Genomic DNA, 17,352 nt, shown 5'->3' with positions numbered 1-17,352 from the left:
ATGACGTCGATCGAGTCGGTCCACTGCCCCCAGGACCTGCGCGCCCTCACCACCCGTCAGACCGAGGAGCTCGCCGCCGACATCCGGCGGCTCCTCGTGGAGGAGGTGACGCGCACCGGCGGTCACCTCGGCCCGAGCCTCGGCGTGGTCGAGCTGACGCTCGCCCTGCACCGGGTCTTCGAGTCGCCGCGCGACCACATCCTGTGGGACACCGGCCACCAGACCTACCCCCACAAGATCATCACCGGTCGTGCCGCCGCCTTCGCGACCCTGCGCCAGCCCGGCGGACTGTCCGGCTACCCCTCGCGCGGCGAGTCCGCCCACGACCTCATCGAGAACTCCCACGCCTCCACGGTCCTGTCCTACGCCGACGGCCTGGCCAAGGCCCACCGGCTGCGGGGCGTCACCGACCGCGCCGTCGTCGCGGTCATCGGCGACGGCGCCCTCACCGGCGGCATGGCCTGGGAAGCCCTGAACAACCTCGCGGACGGCGCCGACCGCCCGGTGGTCGTCGTCCTCAACGACAACACCCGCTCCTACGCCCCCACCGTCGGCGGCATCCCCGCCCACCTGGCCCGGCTGCGCGACGAGGACCGCCCCCCGCACAGCGTCTTCGAGAACCTGGGACTCGCGTATGTCGGCCCCGTCGACGGGCACGACATCACCGCCCTGGAGGAGGCCCTGCGTCACGCGGCCGGTCTCGGCCGGCCCGTCGTCGTCCACTGCCTGACCGAGAAGGGACGCGGCCACGCCCCCGCCGAACAGGACGAGGCGGACCGCTTCCACGCCGTACGCCCCCGGCCGGCCGAGCCGGCCCCGTCCCGTCCCTCCCGGGGACCGGCCTGGACCGACGTGTTCGGCGAGGAGCTGGCCGAACTCGGCGAGGAGCGCCCGGACGTGGTCGCGCTCACCGCGGCCATGCTCGCCCCCACCGGCCTCGCCCCCTTCGCCGAGCGCTTCCCCGACCGCACCTTCGACGTGGGCATCGCCGAGCAGCACGCCGTCACCTCGGCCGCCGGTCTCGCCCTCGGCGGACTGCACCCCGTGGTGGCGCTGTACGCGACGTTCCTGAACCGGGCCTTCGACCAGATGCTGCTCGACGTCGCCCTGCACCGCGCCCCGGTCACCTTCGTCCTCGACCGGGCCGGTGTCACCGGCGACGACGGTGCTTCCCACAACGGCATGTGGGACCTGTCGCTGTTCCAGATGGTCCCCGGCCTGAGAGTGGCCGCCCCGCGCGACGCCGCGACCCTGCGGCGCGCGCTGCGCGAGGCCCTCGCCGTCCAGGACGGGCCCACCGCGCTGCGCTTCCCCAAGGGCACCACCGGTCGGGACATCCCCGCCGTCGCCACGCTCGACGGCATGGACGTCCTGCGGCAGGCCGCCTCGGGCGCCCGGGACGTCCTGCTCGTCTCCGTGGGCGCGATGGCCGGCGTCTGCCTGGACGCGGCCGACCGCCTCGCCGAGCACGGCTTCGGCGTCACCGTCGTCGACCCCCGCTGGATCACCCCCGTACCCGCCGCTCTGGTGGAGCTGGGCCTCGGCCACTCCTTCGTCGCCACCGTCGAGGACGGCGGACGCAGCGGCGGCGCGGGAGCCGCGATCGCCCAGGCCCTCGCCGACGCGGGCGCCCGCACCCCCACCCGCACCTTCGGACTGGCCCAGCGCTTCCTCGACCACGGCCGCCGTGACGACATCCTCGCCGCCCACGGCCTGACCGGACGCCACATCGCGCGTGCCGTCGTCGAGGCGCTCGCCGGCCGCGACGACTCCGTCACCTTCGACCAGCTCGCCCCGCAGCCCGTCGGCGCCGGCCGCTGAACCGCCCGCCCCTCACCCGTACCAGAGCAGGAGACTCCCCATGACGGTCGCGCTCGGCATCCCGTCGATGCCCGCCCCGGTCCTCGGCGCCCGCCGCCCCACCCGACAGCTCCAGGTCGGCAGCGTGGGCGTGGGCAGCCGGTCACCGATCTCCGTGCAGTCCATGACCACCACGCTCACCTCGGACGTCAACGCCACCCTCCAGCAGATCGCCGAACTGGCCACCGCCGGCTGCGACATCGTCCGGGTCGCCTGCCCGTCCCAGGACGACGCGGACGCGCTGTCCGTCATCGCCGCCAAGTCGCCGATCCCGGTGATCGCCGACATCCACTTCCAGCCGCGCTACGTCTTCGCCGCGATCGAGGCGGGCTGCGCCGCCGTCCGCGTCAACCCCGGCAACATCAAGAAGTTCGACGACCGCGTCAAGGACATCGCCCGGGCCGCGAAGGAGCACGGCACCCCCATCCGTATCGGCGTCAACGCCGGTTCCCTCGACGCCCGCCTGCTCGCCAAGCACGGCAGGGCCACCCCCGAGGCCCTCGTCGAGTCCGCCCTCTGGGAGGCGTCCCTCTTCGCCGAACACGACTTCCACGACCTCAAGATCTCCGTCAAGCACAACGACCCCGTCGTCATGGTCCGCGCCTACGAACTCCTCGCCGAGGCATGCGACTACCCCCTCCACCTCGGAGTCACCGAGGCCGGCCCCGCCTTCCAGGGGACCGTGAAGTCCGCCGTCGCCTTCGGCGCGCTCCTCCGCCAGGGCATCGGCGACACCATCCGCGTCTCCCTCTCCGCGCCCCCGGTCGAGGAGGTCAAGGTCGCCACCCAGATCCTCCAGTCCCTCAACCTCCGCCCCCGCAGGCTGGAGATCGTCTCCTGCCCGTCCTGCGGCCGTGCCCAGGTCGACGTCTACAAGCTCGCCGAGGAGGTCACCGCCGGCCTCGACGGCATGACCGTCCCGCTGCGCGTCGCCGTGATGGGCTGCGTCGTCAACGGCCCCGGCGAGGCCCGCGAGGCCGACCTCGGCGTCGCCTCCGGCAACGGCAAGGGCCAGATCTTCGTCAAGGGCCAGGTCGTCAAGACCGTCCCCGAGTCGAAGATCGTCGAGACCCTCATCGAAGAGGCCCTCAAGATCGCCGACACCTTCGACCCCTCCGTCCTCGGCGCCCCCGACGTCGTCGCCGTCGCCTGACGCCCCCACCCGGCGGCCCCCTCGGTGTGAGTTCCGAGACACCCGGGGAGACCGACCGGACATGCCAGGAGTTGTACGCTGCGGAGACCGCCCCTGACCTGAGGCCAGGTCAGCACGTGTCCAGCAGCGGACCGGACCGGACTGGACCGGTTCCTGCCGATGCCGGCCTCCGGGTGCGGTCTCAGGGGCGGGGTCGATCCGGTGGCCTCCGGACGCCGACGTGCCGCCCCCTTGCTGTTCGATTCGCCGGTACGTCGTCGCGCCAACGGCCTCCTTACGCGAGTGCCGGTTTGGCGCGGGATGGTGATCAGGTGATGCGGGAGCTCGGGGACGGGACGGAGGGCCGGGGCGGGCGATTCCGCCTGGTGGGCCGGCGGAGGCAGCTCGGGCAGCTGCTCGCCGCGGTGCGCCGGCCGCCCGCGGTCGTGCTGGTCGAAGGAGAGGCCGGCGTCGGCAAGTCCCGCCTGATCCGCGAGGCGTCGGTCGAGCTCGCCACCGAGCGGCACCAGGTGCTGACCGGCTACTGCCACCCGCTGCGCGAGCCGTTCCCGTACGGGCCGGTGGTCGACGCGCTGCGCAAGGCCGACCTGACGGGCGCCCCCGCCTTCCCGCCGACCGCCGGCGCCCTGGCGCCGCTGCTGCCCGACCTGGCCGACCGGCTCCCGCCCCCGCCCGCGTCCCCGGCCGACCCACCCGGCCGGCGGTTCCGGCTGCTCCAGGGCGTGCGGTCGTTCCTGACCGGGCTCGGCCCCACGACGCTGGTCGTCGAGGATCTGCACTGGGCCGACGAGGCCACCCGCGACCTGCTCCTGCTCCTCGCCCGCGACCTGCCGCCCCGGCTGAGCCTCGTGCTCACCTACCGGGCCGAGGACCTGCCGCCGGGAGGCACCGTGCTCGGCGCCGCCTACCGCCATCCGCCCGGCACCGACGGCGCGGTGATCCGGCTCGGCCCGCTGGCGGAGTCCGAGGTCCGGGAGCTGGCGTCCGCCGCACTGGGACCGCACGCCACCACCACCCTGGGCACCGCCCTGTACCGGCGCAGCGAGGGCCTGCCGCTGGTCGCCGAGGAGGACCTGATCACCCTCGCCGAGTACAGCGGAACCCATGGATACGGCGAGGCGGTGGAACGACTGCGGGTCGCGGACGCCCCGCGCGCCCTGCGCGAGACGGTCATCGAGCGCCTCGGCACGCTGTCGCCGCAGGCCAACGCGCTGGCCGAAGCGGCAGCCGTGCTCGCGACCCCGGCGTCCGAGGAGTCGCTGACCGCTCTGGCCGGGCTGGGCGAGGAGCAGGGCGCCGGGGGACTGACCGAGCTGCTCCGGGCCTCCCTCCTGCGCGAGGCGGACCAGGGCGCGTACGTGTTCCGCCATGTGCTCGGCCAGCAGGTCGTCTACCGGAACATTCCCGGCCCCGCCCGGCGGCGCCTGCACCTGCGCGCGGTCGACGCCCTGCGAAGCCGTACTCCGGCGCCGTCGGTGCAGATCGCCCACCACACCCTGGCGGCGGGAGACCGGGCCGGCTGGCTGCTGTGCGCGCGGGACGCCGTCGACGAGGCGATCGCCGTCCGCGACGGCGGCACGGCGGCCACGCTGCTCCGCCAGATGCTCGACCGGCCGGAGCTGACGGGCGAGGCACGCTCGCGGGCGGCCCTGGACCTGGCCGGGATCGCCGCCTCCAGCGTCGACTTCCGCACCGACGCCCGGCTGCTGCGCCGACTCCTCGGCGACCCCGGGCTGTCCGAGGACGTCCGCGGTGAGATCCGCCTCGGCCTGGGTCTCGGCATGCTGAACGAGAACGCCGACCCCGCCGGGTTCGACGAGGTCGAACGGGCCGTCGGCGAACTGGAGACCTGCCGCCCCGAGCGCGCCGTGCGGGCCATGGTCGCGCTGGCTCTCAAGGAGACGGAGGGGCCCGCGTACACCCATGCCTGGCTGGAGCGTGCCGAGGCCGTGGTCCGCGACAGCGCGAACGAGGCGCTGAGGGCGGCGGTCCGCGCCACCCGGCTGACCCTGATGGCCTGCCAGGGTGACGTCCGGCTCTGGGAGTCGGTCGCTTCGCTGCCCCGTCGCACGGAGGACCGGGAGGTGCTCCGCCAGACGGGGCGCGCCCTGCAGAACGTCGCCGACACCGCCGTCTACCTCGGGCACGACCGGCGCGGCGCCGCCCTGGCGGCCGAGGCCGGGCAGGTGGCGGCCCGGGTCGGCAGCACGATCTCGGAGTTCCTGTCCCGCGGCACGCTGCTGCGGCTCGACGCCTTCGCCGGCCGGTGGGAGGGGCTGGAGGAGCGTCTGGACGCGCTGGTCGACGGCTACCCGACCGCGGTCGCCGCCCATGCCGAGCGGGCCCTGCTGGCCGGGACCCTGGCCACGTCCCGGGGTCGGTACGCCAGAGCGGAGAAACTGTACGAGGAGGCCGCGAAGGCCGGCGCCGGCCTGCTGCTGGTGGGCCCGGAGCTGCGGGCGGCCGCCGGCCTGAGCAACGTCCACCTGGCCAGGGGCGACGCGCCGCGGGCCCGGGCGGTCGCGGAGCGGGCGGTCGCCACGGCCCGGCGGACCGGCGCCTGGCCCCGGTCCGCCGGGCTGCTGTCGGCCGCGGTCGAGGCGGCGCTGGCCTGTGGCGGCCGTGCGGACGCCGAGCGGCTGGCAGCCGAGGCCGGGCACGGCATCCTCGGACGTGACGCCCCCGCTGTCGCCGCCGACCTGGAGACCGTCCACGGCCTGCTGTGCCGGGAGGCCGAACCCGAAGCCGCCGCCCGGCACTTCGCCGCCGCGGCGGCCGGGTGGCAGGAGATCGGCCGGCCGTACGAGAGGGCCCGCGCGTGCGAACGGCAGGGCGGGGCCCTGCGGGGAACCGACCCCGGCGCGGCGGCCGGGCCGTTGACCGAGGCGGTGGCGCTCTTCACGGAGCTGGGCGCCACCGCGGACGCCGGGCGCTGCGGGCGGGTCCTGCGCGACCTCGGCGTCGCCCGCCGCGGCCCCGGCCGGCGGGGGTACGGGGGCAGCCTGTCACCGCGCGAGCACGAGGTCGCCGAGCTGCTCGCGGCCGGTGCCACGAACCAGGGCATCGCCGAGGCGCTCTTCCTGTCGCCGCGGACGGTGGAGAACCACGTCGCCAAGGTGCTGCGGAAGCTCGGCACGGACCGCAAACGGGTCGCGGCCGCCTACCCGGGGCGTGCGGACGCCGGGTGACCCGGTCCCCGACGGCCGTGACCGCCGCCCGGGGCACCGGGCGGCGAGGGGGTGACGGCGCGACGGCACGCGCCGGGCACGAGGCGGCGCGTGCCGCCGCGGCGGGCTTCTCCCCGCGGTGGGCCGACGGGGAGGGGAACGGCGACGGCGGCGACCGGTGCTCGTCGCCCGCCTGCCCGCCTGCCCGCCTGCCCGCCTGCCCGCCCGGTCAGGCGGGCAGGCCGACGGCGCGTTCGCGGTTGCGCCGCTGCTGGATCACCACGGCGGCGACCAGGAGGGTCCCCTGGGCGACGTTCTGCCAGAAGCTGTTGATGCCCTGGACGGTGAGGCCGTTCTGGAGGGCGCCGAGCAGGGCGACGGCGAGCAGGGTGCCGCCGATGCCGCCCTTGCCGCCCTTGAGAGCGCAGCCGCCGAGTGCGGCGGCGGTGATGGACTGGAGCTCGAGTCCTTCGCTGCCGGACACCGGCTGACCGCTTCCGGTGCGGGCGGTGAGCAGGACACCCGCGAGGGCGGCGACCGCGCCGCTGAGTGCGTAGGCGGAGATCAGGTACTTGTTGAGGTTGATACCGGCCAGGCGGGCGGCGGTGTCATTGCCGCCGATGGCGTAGATGTTGCGGCCGATGTCGGTGTAGGTGAGCAGCACGTGGACGGCGGCGGCCACCAGGATCAGGATCCAGATCATGGTGGGCAGGCCGGCGATCTTCCCGCGGCTGAGGAAGACGAAGACCGGGTCGCCGAGCACGTACCCCTGGGCGCGGCCGTCGGAGACGAGCTGGGCGACGCCCTTGTAGGCGGCGAGGCCGGCGAGGGTGGCGATGGTGGGGTTGACCCGGCCGTAGATGATCACGACGCCGTTGAACAGGCCGACGGCCGTGCCGACGGCGAGTGCGCAGCCGATGCCCGCCGGGGCGCTGGAGCCCGCCGCGGTGAACACCATGGCGCTGACCACGGAGGCCAGGCCGGCCTGCGAGCCGACCGAGATGTCCAGGCCGCCGCAGATGATGACGACGGTCTGGACGACGGCGAGCAGCCCGGCGATGGTGGCGGCCTCGGCGATCACCTGGATGTTGTCCCAGCCGAGGAAGTTGGGGTTGAGCGAGCCGAACAGGGCGACGACGACGGCGAGGGCACCGATCAGGCTGAGGTTCTGGCCGCCGACGGAGCCGAGCAGCGCCCGGGCGCGGTCGGGCCGCTGCGGTGCGGTGGTGGGGGCGGTGCTGGTGGTCATGGCTTCTGTGCTCCGGTGCTGGCGTGGCGGTCGGTTCGGGAGTCGGTGGTCAGGTCGTCGGCCATCGCGAGGGCGAGGACTGCCTCCTCGGAGGCTTCGGAGCGGCTGAGCTCTCCGGTGACCCGGCCGTTCTGCATGACGACGACGCGGTCGGCGAGGCCGAGTACCTCGGGGAGTTCGGAGGAGATGACGAGCACCGCGACGCCGTCGCGGGCGAGGTCGGCGATGATCTGGTAGATCTCGGCCTTGGCACCGATGTCGACGCCACGCGTGGGCTCGTCCAGGATCAGCAGATCGGGTCGGCGGGCCAGCCAGCGGGCGAGTACCACCTTCTGCTGGTTGCCGCCGGACAGGGTCCGCACCTCGGTCTCGATCGAGGGGGCGCGCACCCTCAGACGGTCGGCGTAGCGCTGGGCGAGGTCCTTCTCCTCGCGGAGTCTGACGAAGCGCCTGCGGCGCAGCCGTTCGAGGCTGACCAGCGAGGTGTTGTCCCGGATGGTGCGGTGGAGGAACAGCGCCTGGGCCTTGCGCTCCTCGGGCGCGAGGCCGATGCCGGCCCGGATCGCCCGGCGCGGGCTGCCGAGGCGCAGCGGTCGACCGGAGAGGAGGACCGTGCCGGCGCGGATCGGCGCGTCACCCGCCAGGGCGAGGGCGAGCTCGGAACGGCCGGCGCCGATCAGGCCCGCCAGGGCGACGACCTCGCCGGCGTGGACGGTGAGCGACACGTCGTGGACGTCGTCGGTGCAGAGGCCGTCGGCCTGGAGCACCACCCGCTCGGTGGCCACGTTCTGACGGACGAACAGGTCGGCCAGGTCGCGGCCGACCATGAGCCTGACCAGGTCGCTCTCGTCCGTCTCGGAGGCGTCCGCGACACCGGCGAGCGTGCCGTCGCGCAGGACCGCGATCCGGTCGGCGAGTCGGAAGATCTCCTTCATCCGGTGGGAGACGTAGACGACCGCGATGCCCTGCGAGCGCAGGCGCTCGATCAGGGCGAAGAGTGCTTCGACCTCGTGCTCGGAGAGCGAGGAGGTGGGCTCGTCGAAGGCGATCACGCGGGCCGGGGTGTCGCCGGTCAGGGCGCGCAGGATCTCGACCAACTGGCGCTGTGCGGCGGTGAGTTCCGATCCGAGCAGATCGGGGTCGAGGACCTTGGTGAAGCCGAGGCGATCCAGGTCGGCGGTGATCCGGCGGCGTAGCTCGGCACGGTCGAGACGGCGGCCCGCGCGGCGCGGCAGGGCGCCGGCGTAGACGTTCTCGGCGACCGACACGTGCGGGATGATCTCCGGCTCCTGGGGGATGATCCGGATCCCGGCCTGCCGGGCGTCGATCGGCGACGTCAGGTCGAGGACCTCGCCGTCGAGCAGGACCCGGCCCTCGCTGGGCCGGTGGTCGCCGGTCAGGATGCGCAGCAGGGTGGACTTCCCGGCGCCGTTCTCGCCCATCAGGGCGGTGACCTGCCCGGGCGGGAAGTTCAGGTCGATGCCCCGCAGCGCCTGGACGGCGCCGAAGCGTTTGCCGACGTTCTCTGTGGTCAGGCCGGGCGGGTGAGCCGGCGCGGCGGGCGAGCGGCTGGGTGTGGTCATCTTGGCCTCAACTGGCGTTGCGGTACGGGTGGGACGGGAGGGGCGGCGGCGGCCGTGCCCGCCCGCCGGGCGGTATGGAGAGCGGGTGCTGCCGGGCGGCCGGGAGCGCCGGTGCGGTCGGGCAGTCCGGAGCGCGGGTGCTGCGGGGCGGTCCGGAGCACCGACGCGGCCGTGTGGTCGGGAGCGCCGGTGCGGCCGGGCGGGTAGGAGAGCCGGTGCGGCAGGCGGGGGTCGTGGGCCGCACCGGCTCTCGGCTGTGGGTCAGCCGCAGCTGACGCCCGCGGCCTGCCAGGTGGCGGCGTCGACCATCTTGGTCGGGGCGAACGCCTCGGCGGGGAAGTCCTTGCCGTTCTTGAGCTTGTCGTACATGGTCTGGACGGCGAGGGCGCCGACGTCCTTGCCGTTGATGAACAGCGCGGCCTTCATCCCGGACGGCTTGCCCGACTTCCACTCCTTGCAGGCGAGGTACGCGCCGAGGCCGACGCCGTCGATGTCCTGCGGGGCGATCCCGGCGTTCCGCAGCGCGGTGACGCCGCCCTGGACGTTCTCGTCGTTGCAGCCCCAGACCACCCAGTGCTTGACGCCGGGGTTGGCGGTGACGGTCGCCGCGACCTTGTCCTGGGCGCCGGTGGGGGTGTTGTCGGTGGCGACGTCGAGGGTCCGCACGCCCGGGACCGCCGCGTCGAAGGCCGCACCGGCGGCCTTGACGCGGTCGCCGCAGACGGTGACGTCCTGCTTCCACGCGGAGATGATCCGGGTGTCCGCGGCCGTCCAGCCGGCCTTCTTGTACTCCTCGGCGGCCCGCTTGCCGACCTCGGCCCCCATCTGTTCGCCGCTGAAGCCGATGCGCGGCACCAGGTCGCCCTTGGCGCAGGAGGCGGGGGAGGGGCCGGTCGCGCAGACCTGGTCGTCGGAGGTGAGCAGCGCGACCTTGGCGTCCCGGGCCGTCTGCACGATCTGCGGGCCGACCGCCGGGTCCGGGACCACGACGATCAGACCGTTGCTCTTCTGCGCGATCGCCGACTGCACCTCGCCGACCGTCTTGTTGGCGTCGCTGCCGAGGTTGACCACCTTGAGGTCGATGCCGAGCTCGGCGGCCTTGGCCTTCGCTCCGTCGGCCTCGCCGACGAAGTACTCCTGGTCGCCCTGCTTCTGCAGGTAGGTCAGCGAGATCTTCCCGCTGACGGGTGCGGCCTGGCTGTCGGAACCGCCGGTGGTCCGGCCCGAGGAGCAGGCGGTCAGGCCGAGGACGGTGGACAGTCCCAGCGCGGCGGCGGGGAGCAGGCGGGCGCGGGCACGGGACATGGGGCGACTCCAGAGGGGGATGAGTGAGACGAGCGGATCCAAACACAATCGACCACATCTCATCACTTTCAAACGTGATGTGTCTCAGCAAAACCGCCGGTTCGCCTCGCCGTCAAGAGCCCGAAACATTCGACTCCCGCCCGATATCGCTTCGTTATCGATACCTATGGAATGGGATACCCAGGAAATTCGAATTCATTGAATGAGTATCCGGAGTCGAGGACATACGGATGGTTTTTCGGCCGCCCCGTGGCCGACGGTGGATCACCTGATGCCGAGGGCGGAGAGGCGGACACATGGAGCGACCACCCACCCCGGACGGGACCGCCGGAGTCGGCAGGTACCCCCACGTCGGCCACGGCCCAGAGCTGGGCCGGCTACTCGACGCGATCCGCACGCCGCCGGCGGTGGCGCTGGTCGAAGGCGAGGCGGGCGCCGGCAAGTCACGACTGGTCGCCGAGGCGGCCGCCGTGTTGCGCGCCGAGGGCATCCCGGTCCTCTCCGGCCTCTGCCATCCGCTGCGCGAGCCCTCCCCGTACGGGCCGTTGGCCGATGCCCTCGACAAGGCCGATCCCTGGCTCGGCGACACCGTCCTCCCCCGGGCGGCCGCCCCGCTGGTCCGTCTGCTGCCCGGGCTGGCGGATCGGCTGCCGCGGGGGAGCACCGGTGCCGGCCGGCACCCGGCCGGGCCGACCGAATTGCTCGCGGCGATGCGCGCCCTGCTCCGCGCGCTCGGCCCGGCCGTGCTGGTCGTCGAGGACCTCCAGTGGGCCGACGACGCCTCGCGCGACCTGCTCCTGCTCCTCGCCCGCGACCTCCCGGAACAGCTGAGCCTGGTCCTCACCCACCGCACCGAGGACCTCCCGCCCGGTCGGCTTCCGCTCGGCTCCGCCTACCGCCGTCCGCCCGGCGCCGGCGGCACGACCATCGGCCTCCGGCCCCTGACCGTCGCCGATGTCGGGGAGCTGGCCACGGCGGCACTCGGCAGGCCGGTCACCGGAGCGCTGGTCGCGGCCCTGCACGAGCGCAGCCAGGGCCTGCCGCTGGTGGCGGAGGAAGACCTCGCCATGCTCGGCGAGACCGCACCCGGCGGGCTCGTACCCGGCGGCCCGGGGGCGGAAGAGGAGGTGCTGCGGCTGCGCGGCGCGGCCGTACCCCGTGGCCTGCGCGAGGCGGTCTGCGAACGGATCGCCGGACTGTCCCCGGCGGGCGCGGGGATCGTCGAGGCGGCGGCGGTCCTCGCCGGTCCCGCCGAGGAGCCGCTGCTGGCCGAGGTCGCCGGTCTCGATCCGGACCCCGGCGGCCGCGGGCTGGTCGAGGCCCTGCGCGGGGCCCTGCTCCGCGAGGTCGGCGGCCAGTGCTACGGCTTTCGCCACCCGCTTGCCGCACGGGCCGTGTACGAGCTCGTGCCGCTGCCGCGCCGGCTCCGCCTGCACCGGCGTGCCGTCCAGGCCCTGGAGCGGTGGACCCCTGTTCCGCGGGCGCGGATCGCCCACCACCGGCTGGCCCTCGGAGAGCGGGCCGCGTGGCTGGGTCTGGCCGAGGAAGCGGCCGCCGAGGCCGCGGGCAACGGCGACCCGGCGACCGCCGTGACGCTGCTGTGCGGCGTCCTCGACCAGCCCGGCCTGGACCCGGTCCGGTACGACCGGGCGGCGCTCGCTCTCGCCCGGATCGCCGCCGACGGCCTGGGCCGTGCGGTGGACACGGTCCGGCTGCGGTCCCTCCTGGTGGCGCCGGGACTTCCCACCGCTGCCCGTGGTGCCGTCCGGCTCGCCCTGGGGCTGGTGCTGCTCGACCGCGACGGGGACCGGACCGGCATCACCGAACTGCGCACGGCCGTACCCGAGCTCGTCGGCCACCCGGAACCGGCCGCCCGCGCCGCGCTCGCCCTCGCCCTGGACGAGTCCGAGCCCCCCGACCGGTCCCGGAAGTGGCTCGAACGTGCCGAGAGCGCGCTCGACGGCAGCCCCGACGCCGACGCCGACTTCGATGCCGATGCCGATGCCGATGCCGATGCCGATGCCGATGTCGACGTCCGCGCGGCCGTGCTCACCACGCGGCTCGCCCTGCGCTGCGGACAGGGTGACCCGTCCGTCTGGCCGCTGCTGGACCGGCTCCCACGCGAGGGCGCGGACGTCGCCGTCCGCAGGCGGACCGCGCGCGCCCTGGGCGACGCGGGCGAGGGCGCCACGGCGCTCGGACACGACCTCCGCGCGGCCGGACTGCTCGCCGAGAGCGTCCGTCTGGCCGGACTCACCGACACCCCGGTGCTCGCCCTCCACGGTCGGGCCGGCCTGCTCCGCCTCGACCTCCTCGCCGGTCGCTGGGACGGCCTGGAGGAGCGTTTCGACTCGCTGGCCGCCGACACCTCGGCCGCCGGCTGCCCCGGTCTCGCGCGGCCCGACGCCGAGCGGTCGCTCGCCCTGGGCCTGCTGGCCGCGGCCCGCGGGCGGAGCGGACAGGCGCTGCACCACCTCGCCCGCACGGGGCCGCCGACGGCGCACCGGTCCACCGCTTCGGTGGCGCTGCGCACGGCCGCCGGACTCGCAGCGGTGCTGCTCGCCCAGGGCGCGCCGCAGGAGGCGATGGCGGCGGCCGAGCCCGCGGCCGCCCTGCTGCGCCGCGGCGCCACGTGGCCGAAGGCGAGCGGACTGGTCCCGGTGGCGGTCGAGGTGGCGCTGGCCTGCGGGGACCGTGCCTTCGCGGAGCGCCTCGCCGCCGACGCGGAACAGGCGCTGCGCGGCCTGGACGCCCCGGCGGCCGACGCCGAACTGCAGCTCGCCCGGGGCCTTCTGCTGCTCGACGCCGAGCCCGGTTCCGCGGCCGGGCACTTCGCCGCAGCCCGGCGGATGTGGCGGAGCATCGGCCGGCCGTACGGCGCCGCCCGTGCCGCGGAGCGGAACGGGGCCGCCCTGGCCCTCGCGGACCGGACCCAGGCGGCGGCGGTCCTCGCCGAAGCCGCGGAGGGCTATGCCCGGCTGGGCGCGGCCGGCGACCTGGGCCGCTGCCGGCGGCTGGCGTACGACCTCGGCCTCTCCCGTGCGCCCTCGCCCGGTCGCCGGGGCTACGGCGACCGGCTCTCGCCGCGCGAGCGGCAGGTGGCCGAACTGCTGGCGGGCCGCGCCACCAACCAGCAGATCGCCACCGCGCTGCGCCTCTCCCCGAGGACCGTCGAGAACCATGTGGCGAGCGTGCTCAGAAAACTACGCACCACACGGAAATCCATTTCCCCGGTGCTCGATCGGCAATCGGCGCCGGAGTAATCACGGGCCAGGGCGGGGCGGGCGATCGGAATCATCCGACGGAAAAGCGCGCGACGAACCATTGACCATCGATGCGTCGCACTCTAACGTTCGGACGCGATCGAATCTGTTTACTTTTGAGTGACAGTCGTGTGATCCGCCCACCCACCCGCTCGGAAGAGGTGCGCGGCACGTCGTTTCCCGGCCTCGGACGAAAGGCTTCTTCATGCACGGGCCCCACCGTGTCCTGACCACCCCTGGACGCATCCTCAGAACGGCGGCACTGGCCGCCTCGCTCCTCCTGTTCACCGGACTCGTCGCCGGACCGGCGGCCACCCCCGCCGATGCCGCCGCGCCCCCGGCGGACACCCGGATCACCGTGGACGGCGGCAGCGCCGGCCGGGTCTTCGACGGTGTCGGCGCCGCCAGTGGTGGAGGCGGCAACTCCCGTCTGCTCATCGACTACCCCGAGCCGCAGCGCAGCCAACTCCTCGACTACCTCTTCAAGCCCGGCTACGGCGCCGCTCTCCAGTCGCTCAAGATCGAGATCGGCGGCGACACCAACTCCACCGACGGCGCCGAGGCCAGCTACCAGCACACCAGGGGCGCCGTCGACTGCAACCAGGGCTACGAATGGTGGCTGGCCGAGCAGGCCAAGGCCCGCAACCCGGACATCAAGCTCTACGGCCTCGCCTGGGGCGCGCCCGGCTGGATCGGCGTCGACGACCCGGCCAACCCCTCGCCCGGGAAGCCGTACTTCTGGTCCCAGGACATGATCGACTACATCATGGGCTGGTTCGGCTGCGCCGCCCGGCACCACCTGCCGATCGACTACATCGGCGGCTGGAACGAGCGCGAGTACGACGCCGCCTGGTACAAGAAGCTCAAGAGGACACTGGTCACCGGCGGCCACGCGGACACCAAGGTGGTCGCGGCGGACAGCTACGACTGGGGCCTCGCCACGGCGATGACCGGCGACCCGGAGCTCGCCTCCGCCATCGACGTCCTCGGCATGCACTACCCCTGCGGCTACCTCGGCGCGATGGACACCTGCAACAGCACGGCGGACGCGAAGGCCCTCGGCAAGCCGATCTGGGCCAGCGAGAGCGGCTCCCAGGACTACAACGCCGGCGCCCCGGCGGTGGCCCGCGCCATCAACCGCGACTACATCGACGGCCGGATGACGTCGTACATGAACTGGCCGGTCGTCGCCGCGCTCTACCAGAACCTCTACTTCTCCACCGACGGCCTCTCGCTCGCCGCGCAGCCCTGGTCCGGCAACTACTCCGTCGGCCGGACCACCTGGGTCACGGCGCACACCACCCAGTTCACCCGGCCCGGCTGGAAGTACCTCGACTCGGCGACCGGCTACCTGGGCGGCGACCGTGCCAACGGCAGCTATGTCGCGCTGAGGTCGCCGAAGGGCACCGACTACTCCACGGTCATCGAGACGGTGGACGCCACCGCGCCGCAGACCGCGACCTTCAAGGTCACCGGCGGCCTGTCCACCGGGCGCGTCCACGTCTGGGCGACCGACCTGGCGACCGCCGATCCGTCCGACGACTTCGTCCGTCAGCCGGACGTCAAACCGGTCGGCGGCACGTACACGCTCACCCTCCGGCCCGGCCACGTCTACACGGTGACCACCACCACCGGCCAGGGCAAGGGCATCACCACCCCGCCGGCCCCCGCGCCGCTGAACCTCCCCTACGCCGACGACTTCGACACGCCGGCCGCGACCTCCTCCCCGAAGTACTTCTCCGACATGAACGGCGCCTTCCAGACCGTGCCCTGCGGCGGCGGCCGCACCGCCGCGTGTCTGCGCCAGATGGCCCCGGTCTCCCCGATCCGCTGGACCGACGAGTCGAACAACATGCCGTACACCATCGTCGGTGACAGCAGCTGGGTGAACTACACCGTCAGCGCGGACACCCTGTTCGAGCAGGCCGGCTCCACCGAGGTCCTCGGCCGTGTCAACCGGCAGGGCCGCAACAACGGCGGTCTGAACGCCTACCACCTGAGCCTGAGCAGCACCGGTGCCTGGGCGATCGCCAAGACCGACCTCGCCTGGAACCTCACCACCCTGGCCTCCGGCACCGTCACCGCGCCCGGCCTGAACACCTGGCACCGCATGGCCCTCACCATGCAGGGCTCGACCCTGACCGCCGCGATCGACGGGCAGACGGTCGGCACCGTCACCGACCACTCGTTCACCTCCGGCATGGCCGGCCTGGCCGTGACCGGTTACCGGACGCAGCAGTTCGACGGGTTCGCCCTCACCCCCGGCACCGGCGGCGACGCGTTCACCGGCCCGGTCCCGTCGGGTGTGTCCGGCAAGTGCCTCGACGCCGCCGGCAACTCCTCCGCCGACGGCACCCAGGCCGTCATCCGGAGCTGCGACGGCACCGACCCCGCACAGACGTGGACCTGGGACAACGGCCGGCTGCTGCACGGCGGCAAGTGCCTGGACGTGGTCGGCCAGGGGACGAGCGACGGCACCCTCGTCGACCTGTGGACCTGCAACGGCGGCAGCAACCAGCAGTGGACCCCGCAGGCCGACGGCAGCTTGAAGGGCGTCCAGTCCGGCCTCTGCCTCGACGACCCGGCCGCCAGCACCACGGACGGCACCCAGCTGGTCATCTGGACGTGCAACGGCGGCGCCAACCAGCGCTGGACCCTGCCGTAGCACCACGGTCCACGTCGCGGCGGCCCCGGATCCACCGCGGGCCGCCGCCACGGCGCAGGGCCGGCCGGCCCTCGTCCCGATGCCGCGTCAGCGCGGCCCGTGGGTCTGCAGGAAGACCACCGGGCCGCCGCCCGGCCCGCCCGCCGCGTCGAGTTCGAGCAGGGCGGCGAACGCCTTGGCGGTGTAGGTGCGTTCCAGGGTCAGGCCGGCCTGCGCCGAGGCGCGGGCGAGGGCCTGATCGCCGGCGCTGGTGGGGTGGGCGTAACCGTCCCCCAGCCAGGCCGTCTCGACGCGGATCGCGTCGGCGGCGGGTACGGCGCCGGTCATGTCGGCGCCGCGGGCCCGGAGCAGGGACGCGGAGCGGCGGGCCATCCCGAGGAGCGAGCGGGAGTCCAGCCTCAGGGTGTCGTTGACGACGACGCCGAGGACGCGGGTGCGCAGTCCGGCGAGCCGCAGTCCGAGGGCCAGCCCCGCGGTGGTGCCGCCGGATCCGACGGCGGTGACCAGCCACGCCGGCTCCGGCAGCTCCCCGGCCTCGACCTGCGCGCCCAGCTCCAGGGCGATCTCGACGGAGCCGAGCGTGCCGAGCGGCGAGGAGCCGCCCGGCGGCAGGTAGTACGGCAGGGCGAGGCCGTGGGCGTGTCGGGCGAAGAGCCAGGGTGCGGCCAGGATCAGCCGGCCCTTGGTGTGCAGGAAGTGCAGCGAGGCGCCGGAGGCGCGCAGCCGTTCCAGCTGGGCCCGTACGTGCTCGTCGACGGGGTGGTCGATCAGGCCCAGGGCCACCCCGAGCCCCGCCTCCCGCGCGTACCGGGCGGCGGCGAGGCCCCAGTTGGTGCCGAGGCCGCCGACCGTGAGGATGGTCCTCGCGCCGCGCCGGCGGGCTTCCGGCAGCAGCCACTCCAGCTTGCGGACCTTGTTGCCGCCCCAGCCGCCGTCGCCGTATCCGCTCTCGTCCTTGACCCACAACTCCTCCCGTGTACCCAGCCCCGGCAGCGGCCGCACCGGCGTGGGTGCCGCACCCAGTCGGAGGAACGGCAGCGAGCCGGCCAGTTCGGGACAGCGCCTGTGCAGCAGAGGAGGTCGCATGGAGCGGACGGTAGAGCATCG

General features: G+C 74.2%; 9 protein-coding genes. 5 read left to right on the top strand and 4 right to left on the bottom strand.

Annotated features, from left to right (window positions below):
* The 3 genes from ACFVZH_RS02065 (at position 1) to ACFVZH_RS02055 (ending at position 6,201) form a co-directional block, all read left to right on the top strand.
* On the top strand, positions 1-1,821 hold the full coding sequence (locus ACFVZH_RS02065) for a 1-deoxy-D-xylulose-5-phosphate synthase (RefSeq protein ID WP_384891689.1): 1,821 nt from the start codon (positions 1-3) through the stop codon (positions 1,819-1,821).
* 40 nt (positions 1,822-1,861) lie between these two features.
* On the top strand, positions 1,862-3,013 hold the full coding sequence (gene ispG / locus ACFVZH_RS02060) for a flavodoxin-dependent (E)-4-hydroxy-3-methylbut-2-enyl-diphosphate synthase (protein ID WP_384891686.1): 1,152 nt from the start codon (positions 1,862-1,864) through the stop codon (positions 3,011-3,013).
* A gap of 314 nt (positions 3,014-3,327) precedes the next feature.
* On the top strand, positions 3,328-6,201 hold the full coding sequence (locus tag ACFVZH_RS02055; RefSeq protein WP_384891684.1) for an ATP-binding protein: 2,874 nt from the start codon (positions 3,328-3,330) through the stop codon (positions 6,199-6,201).
* Between the two features lie 208 nt (positions 6,202-6,409).
* Here ACFVZH_RS02055 and ACFVZH_RS02050 read toward each other — a convergent pair whose 3' ends face one another.
* The 3 genes from ACFVZH_RS02050 to ACFVZH_RS02040 form a co-directional block, all read right to left on the bottom strand.
* A complete protein-coding gene (locus ACFVZH_RS02050) occupies positions 6,410-7,429 on the bottom strand; it encodes an ABC transporter permease (protein WP_384891681.1) in 1,020 nt (339 codons plus the stop codon).
* Positions 7,426-9,012, bottom strand: coding sequence for a sugar ABC transporter ATP-binding protein (locus ACFVZH_RS02045; protein ID WP_384891678.1), 1,587 nt, complete (start codon positions 9,010-9,012; stop codon positions 7,426-7,428). Before ACFVZH_RS02045 ends, ACFVZH_RS02050 begins: the two co-directional genes overlap by 4 nt.
* 261 nt (positions 9,013-9,273) lie before the next feature.
* The gene (locus ACFVZH_RS02040) at positions 9,274-10,317 is read right to left on the bottom strand and encodes a substrate-binding domain-containing protein (RefSeq protein ID WP_384891675.1); all 1,044 of its coding nucleotides are present in this window, start codon (positions 10,315-10,317) and stop codon (positions 9,274-9,276) included.
* Positions 10,318-10,613: 296 nt separating this feature from the next.
* Between ACFVZH_RS02040 and ACFVZH_RS02035 the strand changes: the two genes are divergently transcribed.
* Both ACFVZH_RS02035 and ACFVZH_RS02030 read left to right on the top strand, forming a co-directional pair.
* Positions 10,614-13,580 (top strand): AAA family ATPase, encoded by a 2,967-nt coding sequence (locus tag ACFVZH_RS02035; protein ID WP_384891672.1) that lies wholly within the window; start codon positions 10,614-10,616, stop codon positions 13,578-13,580.
* A 205-nt stretch (positions 13,581-13,785) separates the two neighbouring features.
* A complete protein-coding gene (locus ACFVZH_RS02030) occupies positions 13,786-16,245 on the top strand; it encodes a ricin-type beta-trefoil lectin domain protein (protein WP_384891669.1) in 2,460 nt (819 codons plus the stop codon).
* Positions 16,246-16,332: 87 nt separating this feature from the next.
* Here the strand turns inward: ACFVZH_RS02030 and ACFVZH_RS02025 are convergent, their stop codons facing one another.
* Complete coding sequence (locus ACFVZH_RS02025; protein WP_384891666.1) at positions 16,333-17,331, bottom strand: 1-aminocyclopropane-1-carboxylate deaminase/D-cysteine desulfhydrase; 999 nt, start codon at positions 17,329-17,331, stop codon at positions 16,333-16,335.
* Between the last annotated feature and the right edge of the window lie 21 nt (positions 17,332-17,352).

The sequence above is a fragment of the Streptomyces sp. NPDC059534 genome (assembly GCF_042743475.1).
Taxonomy (GTDB): domain Bacteria; phylum Actinomycetota; class Actinomycetes; order Streptomycetales; family Streptomycetaceae; genus Streptomyces.
The sequence above is the reverse complement of the archived record's forward strand: the minus strand, read 5'-3'. Positions and strand labels throughout refer to the sequence as shown.